This is a genomic window from Mesorhizobium sp. Cs1321R2N1 (assembly GCF_037179725.1).
In the GTDB taxonomy this organism is placed as follows: Bacteria; Pseudomonadota; Alphaproteobacteria; order Rhizobiales; family Rhizobiaceae; genus Mesorhizobium; species Mesorhizobium salmacidum.
Genome location: NZ_JAPYKP010000072.1, coordinates 21756 through 27924, shown reverse-complemented (window position 1 = coordinate 27924; position 6169 = coordinate 21756). Strand labels below are relative to the sequence as shown.

The 6169-nt window shown below is 63.8% G+C and carries 7 protein-coding genes; 2 read left to right on the top strand and 5 right to left on the bottom strand.

Translation table 11 applies throughout. The features are described from left to right. The 5 genes from O7A61_RS18725 to O7A61_RS18705 all read right to left on the bottom strand — a co-directional run. On the bottom strand, positions 1 to 690 hold a 690-nt coding region (locus O7A61_RS18725; RefSeq protein ID WP_442921089.1), incomplete at its 3' end, for a copper resistance CopC family protein. A 55-nt stretch (positions 691 to 745) separates the two neighbouring features. Beyond that, positions 746 to 1264, bottom strand: a complete 519-nt coding sequence (locus O7A61_RS18720; RefSeq protein ID WP_337131070.1) for a YcnI family copper-binding membrane protein — start codon at positions 1262 to 1264, stop codon at positions 746 to 748. Positions 1265 to 1304: 40 nt separating this feature from the next. After that, a complete protein-coding gene (locus tag O7A61_RS18715; protein ID WP_337131069.1) occupies positions 1305 to 1859 on the bottom strand; it encodes a copper chaperone PCu(A)C in 555 nt (184 codons plus the stop codon). A gap of 97 nt (positions 1860 to 1956) precedes the next feature. Continuing rightward, positions 1957 to 2313 (bottom strand): DUF2946 family protein, encoded by a 357-nt coding sequence (locus tag O7A61_RS18710; RefSeq protein ID WP_337131068.1) that lies wholly within the window; start codon positions 2311 to 2313, stop codon positions 1957 to 1959. Positions 2314 to 2433: 120 nt separating this feature from the next. After that, positions 2434 to 3336, bottom strand: coding sequence for a GntR family transcriptional regulator (locus O7A61_RS18705; protein ID WP_337131067.1), 903 nt, complete (start codon positions 3334 to 3336; stop codon positions 2434 to 2436). 245 nt (positions 3337 to 3581) lie between these two features. On the opposite strand from O7A61_RS18705, the gene O7A61_RS18700 reads away from it, so the two are divergent. Both O7A61_RS18700 and O7A61_RS18695 read left to right on the top strand, forming a co-directional pair. Beyond that, the gene (locus O7A61_RS18700) at positions 3582 to 5087 is read left to right on the top strand and encodes a UxaA family hydrolase (protein ID WP_337131066.1); all 1506 of its coding nucleotides are present in this window, start codon (positions 3582 to 3584) and stop codon (positions 5085 to 5087) included. Between the two features lie 61 nt (positions 5088 to 5148). Beyond that, the gene (locus O7A61_RS18695) at positions 5149 to 6147 is read left to right on the top strand and encodes an aldo/keto reductase (RefSeq protein ID WP_337131065.1); all 999 of its coding nucleotides are present in this window, start codon (positions 5149 to 5151) and stop codon (positions 6145 to 6147) included. Positions 6148 to 6169 lie beyond the last annotated feature (22 nt).

Genomic DNA, 6169 nt, shown 5'->3' with positions numbered 1-6169 from the left:
GCCGAGCCCTGTGCGCCAGACCACCGGCTGCGCCAGATGGGAGAGCGGCGCACCGAGCGCATCGAGACCTTGCAAGCCGAGCGACAAGGGCGCCGCCAGCAGCCCGCACAGGATTGCCCCGGCAACAAAGCATTGACCGGCACGGCCATCCCCGGCCAGCCAGGCAAGGGCGAAAGCGCCGCCAATGCCGAGAAAAAGGCCGGCATAGAGAACGACCTTGCCGATCCAGATCGCCGACCGCAACGGCCAGTCGATCGCTTCGGAGACAGCCGGAGGCTCGCTTGGCGCACCGATGGAAAACAGCAGCGAACCGCCGACCGGATGGCCATCGGCGGAAATGACACGCCAGCTCAGCACATGCGTGCCGGATTTGAGTGTTTGCGGATTGTCGATCGCGACCGTCTGGTCGCTGAGGCGGAAGGATGTCAGCGGGATCGGCGTACCATCGGGCGTCACCAGCGTCAGCACCAGCGGCGAGACCGGCTCGCTGAAGGTCAGCGAGAACCGCGCCGGCGCCTGCGCCAGCACGGCGCCGTCGGCCGGATCGGTCTTGATCAGCGCCGCATGGGCAAAGGCCTGGCTTGTCGAGGCCATGACGATGAGCGCCATGAGCACCGCGAAGAGCCCACCAGCCCAGCCGAATCGCTTGCCGGTCCTTGCGGTCCTTTGGAGTGGGGATGTTGGGTTCATGCTGCCGCCATGGAATTGGCGGCGCACCTTGCGGACAGGGCGCGCCGCCAGAAAATCACTTCTTCGGCGTGAGCTTGATGCCGGGCGCCGGGGTCTCCAGCGCGTCCTCATCCTGTCCGGCCGCCGGAATCTCGATCCAGCGGGCGGCGGTGTCGCCGCATTCCTGCACCACCGGGAAGTAGAGCTTCTGGCCGGCGGGCAGATCGGCCGTCAGCGTCGCCCGGAAGACGAACTCGTCGTAGAATTCATCCGGCAGATTGCCGCCGCTCCAGTCGACTTCCTTGACACCGTCGGCCACCGCCTGACCATAGAGCTGGTAGGACTTTTCATATTTGCCCTTCTTGGTCTGCAGCGTCCAGCCGGGCTTCGGCATCGGCTTCACCGCGATCACCCCTTCCGGAATCTGCACGCGCACGGCGGTCGTCGCCTTGCCGTCGCAGCCATGCGGCACGCGCAGCACAGCCTTGTAGGTCGAGCCGACTGCCGCCTCCTGGGTTTCGAGCGTGATGTGCGCCAAGGCGGCATTTGTCCCCAGCACGAGAAACGCGCCGGCCGCCAAAAGATACTTGATCATGATGGTCCCTCTGATTTCAAAAAATGGTGGATCGGCGCGATCAATTGGCGTGGTCGTCCATGCCGCCCATTTCACCCATGCCCTCGACGGCGAACTCGACGCTGACGGCGCCGGCCTTCTCGAAAGTCAGCGTGGCGGCGAATTTTTCCCCCTGCTTGGGTTGCCGCTTCAGGCCGACGAACATCAGGTGATAGCCGCCGGGCGCGAGCGCCACCTTGCCTCCGGCCGGGATTTCCAGGCCACCGTCAACTGGCCGCATGGTCATGACGCCGTCCTTGACGCCCATTTGATGCAGCTCGGCCTTATCGGAGACGTCGGAGGAAATCGACAGCAGCCGGTCCGCGGCGCTGCCCTTGTTGACGATGGTGAAATAGCCGCCGGCCACCTTGGCGCCGGCAGGGGTGGCGCGCGACCAGGGGTGTTCGATTTCGAGATCGCCCACCTTGAATTCATGCGCCAGGACGGCTTGGACGCCGACGAACAACAGGGCAAAGGCCAGCGTGACAATGCCGGGATCGGCTTTGCACCGAGGCAGGATGCGGCCGAACACAGTGCCCGCCGACATACGGGCCGACATACGGAAAGAATGGGACATGGTTGCTCCATGACGTGATGATCGCGCCGTCGCCGGTCGCGAATGGTTTTGATCTTGGATGAGTACGCTCGCGAAAAGGTTCCGCAAGCAAGCAGGCTCAGGCCGCAAGCGGCGGCGCGCGCGGGTTCGATGGGGAGCGTTCTCGGGCGAAGTCGAGATGCGTGGTCGTGGGGAAGACGAAGGCGACGGTCTCGAAGGAAAGGGACGCAAGCGCGAGCCCGGCATCGGGCGGCGGCGCATAGGCAGGCGAAAACATGCTGCAGCCGAACGTGCAGCAGGCCGGTAGATGTGACGGGTGCTGGTCGCCGCCGGGAAGCTGGGTGGCGCCGTCGCGGGTACAGATGACGTTGCCGAAGGCATCGAGCCGCTCGGCACTCGGCCCGGAGCTGAAGGCGAACGCACCAAGTGTCGACTGGAGCAACAGCAGACAGGCCGCGACAAGCGCGACCGGCATGCACCGTTGTCTCCCCCGGCGGCTCAAACCATCTGCCTCTTCAAACAATCGATGACGATACCTACCACGGCCGGTACAGGTCGAAAATCGCCAAATCGACACTGCGGCAACACGGCAGGATCAGCTCTTTTGGGATGGCCGGCTTTCCGGGATCGAGGTCAGCAATGTCTGGCGTGCCGACTTCAAGTGCCTGCGGCAGGCGGCATCGACCTTGCCGAGGTCGCGCGACTTGAGTGCCTCGATATAGGCCAGATGTTCGCCGATCGCGACTTCGTTGCGCTCGCGTTCCTGCGCCTTGTTCCACTGGTAGTGGTAGTGGAAGATCATGGCGATGACGTCGTAGAAATCGACGATGAAGCGGTTGCGCGAGGCGCGATGGATGAGCCGGTGGAGGCGCTCGTCCAGCTCCGAGAACTCATTGAAGCGCGTTGCGATCTCGCGTGCCAGAACGCGGTGTTCCCCCTCCAGCCGGTCGAGATCGCCCCAGACCGGACTGTCCTGCGGCAGCGCGGTGAAGGCGGCGGCCGAGCGCAATTCGAACATTTCGCGGATCTCGGTCAGTTCCAGTGCGAAGGCCCGCGTAAAGCCTTTCAGCACCCAATGGCTGTTGCGGCGTTTTTCGATCAGGCCAAAGCGGGAGAAGCGGATCAGGAACTCGCGCACGCTGGTGGTGCCGACGCCGATCTCGCGCGCCAGTTCGAGTTCGTTGATCTGCATGCCGGCCTCGGCGCCGCCGGCCAACAGCCTGCGCATGAACGACCGTTCGATAATCTCGGCCAGCGTGTCGGTCTCTTCCTCGGGAAAGAAATCATCGGGACGCGGAGCGCGCAGCACCGTCTTGGCGCGCTTGTTCCAGGCGATCAGTCCGGTCTCTTCCATGCGCGCCAGGATGCTGCGCACCGTCGTACGGCTGACGCCGAGCACCGCGCCCAACTCCGGTTCCGACGGCAGGCTGCGCGTTTCGTCGAGCAGCCTGAGGCAGCGGTTATAGGCGTCCTTGTAGACGTTGTTGCTCTTCGACATCCCCTGACCCATTCATGCCCGCGCTTGCGGCGGCCGGCTTGAAGCGCAATATGTGTTCCAATGACCCTGAAAAGCAGGAATCTCTTTCTCCGGGTCCGGTTCATTGTTCCGGCACCGCCACTTGCCTCAGGGCGAACCGCGGCGAAAAAACAATTGACGCAAAACTGTTTTTTCACGATAAAAGACATTAACTCTTAACAGGCGCGTGTCAATCCGCGCATCCCAGGATCACCCAGGAAACGCCCGTGAACGTCTCGAACACCATTCTTCTGTCCCCCGCCGACAATGTCGCCGTTGCCAATGGCCGTATCGAGATCGGCACCACGCTGCCGGGCGGCGCGCTCGCTGCCGCCGTCATCGAGCCTGGCCACAAGGTGGCGATCAAGCCGATCGCCGCGGGTGAAGCCGTGGTCAAATACGCCCAGGCGATCGGCCGCGCCACACAGGACATCGCACCGGGCGAGCATGTCCATTCGCACAATCTGGTCTTCGAGGCCGGCCGCCTGCCGGTGGTGCCGCCGAGCGAGGCCGAGCATGCGACGGAGGCCGACCGCGCCCGCACCTTCATGGGCTATCGCCGCGCCGATGGCCGCGCCGGCACCCGCAACTTCATCGGCATCATCGCCAGCGTCAATTGCTCGGCCACCGTCTGCCATTCGATCGCCGACACCGCCAACAGGACCTTGCTGCCGAAATATCCCGGCATCGACGGCTTCGTGCCGATCGTCCATGGCCAGGGCTGCGGCATGAGCGCCACTGGCGACGGCATGATGGTGCTGCATCGGACCTTGGCCGGCTATGCCCGCCACCCGAACTTCGGCGGCGTGCTGATGGTCGGCCTCGGCTGCGAGGTCAACCAGCTTACGCTTTACGGCCAAAAGGGTGCCGCCGCCGGCAAGCGCCACTTCAACATCCAGGATGCCGGCGGGTCGCGCAAATCGGTGGAAAAAGCGATGGGCGTGCTGGCCGAGATCGCCGAGGAAGTCGGCCAGTTGAGACGCGAACCGATTCCGGTCAGCGAGATCGTCGTCGGCCTGCAATGCGGCGGCTCCGACGGCATGTCGGGCATCACGGCCAACCCGGCGCTGGGCGCGGCGGTCGACATCCTGGCCGGCGTCGGCGGCATCGGCATCCTTTCCGAGACGACGGAAATCTATGGCGCCGAGCATCTGCTCGCCTATCGCGCCGCAAGCCCCGAGATCGCCAAGAAACTCGATGGCTACGTGAAATGGTGGGAAGATCACGTCGCCAAGCATGGCGCCTCGATCGACAACAACCCCTCGCCCGGCAATAAGCGCGGCGGCCTCACCACGATCCTGGAAAAGTCGCTCGGCGCGGTCGCCAAGGGCGGCCAGACGCCGCTCAACGGCGTGTTCGGCTATGCCGAGAAGGTCACCGGCAACGGGCTGGTGTTCATGGACACGCCCGGCTACGACCCGGTCTCGGCCACCGGGCAGGTCGCGGGCGGCGCCAATGTCATCGTCTTCACCACCGGCCGCGGATCCTGCTTCGGCTGCCGGCCGACACCCTCGATCAAAGTCGCCACCAACTCGACCATGTATAACCAGATGGAAGAGGACATGGACGTGAATTGCGGCGTCATTGCCTCCGGCGAAAAGACCATTGCCGGCATGGGCCGCGAGATCTTCGAACTGATCGTCGAGACGGCTTCGGGCCGTAAGACCAAGAGCGAGGATTTCGGCTACGGCGACAACGAGTTCGTGCCCTGGCATCTCGGCGCAACGCTCTAATTCGATTGATATCTGGTAGACTGCCCGGCCACACAAGTGGCCGGGAATAGGGAGGTTGTGGATGAAAAAACGCCGTATCGGCCAGACAGCGCTGGAGGTGACCGAAGTCAGTTTCGGCGGCGCCGCGATCGGCGGTCTATACCGGGCCTGTTCGCGGGAGGCGGCTATGGAAACATTGCAGGGCGCGTGGGAAGCCGGCTTGCGTTATTTCGATACCGCGCCCTTCTACGGTTTCGGCCTGTCGGAGCGTCGCTTCGGCGACTTTCTGCGCTACAAGCCGCGTGATTCCTACGTGCTGTCGACCAAGGTCGGCCGCCTGTTCCGCCCGGTGCCGGAAGACCAGGTACCCGACCACTCCTATGTCGATCCGCTGCCCTTCGCGCTGGACTACGACTATTCCTATGACGGCATCATGCGGTCGGTCGACTTCAGCTATGCGCGCCTTGGGCTAAACAGGATAGACATCCTGTATGTGCACGACATCGGCGTCTACACGCACGGAGTCGAGAAGACCAAACTGCACTTTCGCCAGCTGATGGACGGCGGGCTCAAGGCGCTTGAAGAGCTGAAGCGGGCCGGCACGATTTCGGCCTACGGGCTCGGCGTCAACGAAGTCCAGATCTGCCTCGACGTCATGCGCCGGGCGCCGCTCGACTGCATCCTGCTCGCCAGCCGTTATTCCTTGCTCGACCGCAGCGCGGAAGCCGAACTGCTGCCGCTGTGCCGCGCGCAACAGACCTCGCTGGTGATCGGTGGTGTTTTCAACTCGGGCATATTGGCGACCGGGCCGGTGCAAGGCGCGCATTTCGACTACCTACCCGCCAGCCACGATGTGCTCGGCCGTGTCGACGCCATGGAGAAGATCGCCGGTGAAGGCGGTTATCCGCTGGCGGCGGCCGCGTTCCAGTTTCCTTTGCACGAACCAACAGTCGCCACCGTGCTGACCGGCACGGCAAAATTGGCGAACCTGACACGCAACCTCGACCTGCTCGATATCGACGTGCCGGAGACGGAGTACGCCAAGTATCGTCGCTATGCGATGGTGCAGGAACTGCCTTGAAGCCCGCACTTTCGGATGTTCA

What these genes read in the sequence shown, in the direction of transcription:
- O7A61_RS18710 (WP_337131068.1), bottom strand. Translation starts at nt 2,313, where the DNA reads ATGCCGGTCGCGCTTGTCGCGGCCTGTCTGCTGTTGCTCCAGTCGACA.
- O7A61_RS18705 (WP_337131067.1), bottom strand. Translation starts at nt 3,336, where the DNA reads ATGTCGAAGAGCAACAACGTCTACAAGGACGCCTATAACCGCTGCCTC.
- O7A61_RS18695 (WP_337131065.1), top strand. Translation starts at nt 5,149, where the DNA reads ATGAAAAAACGCCGTATCGGCCAGACAGCGCTGGAGGTGACCGAAGTC.
- O7A61_RS18720 (WP_337131070.1), bottom strand. Translation starts at nt 1,264, where the DNA reads ATGATCAAGTATCTTTTGGCGGCCGGCGCGTTTCTCGTGCTGGGGACA.
- O7A61_RS18715 (WP_337131069.1), bottom strand. Translation starts at nt 1,859, where the DNA reads ATGTCCCATTCTTTCCGTATGTCGGCCCGTATGTCGGCGGGCACTGTG.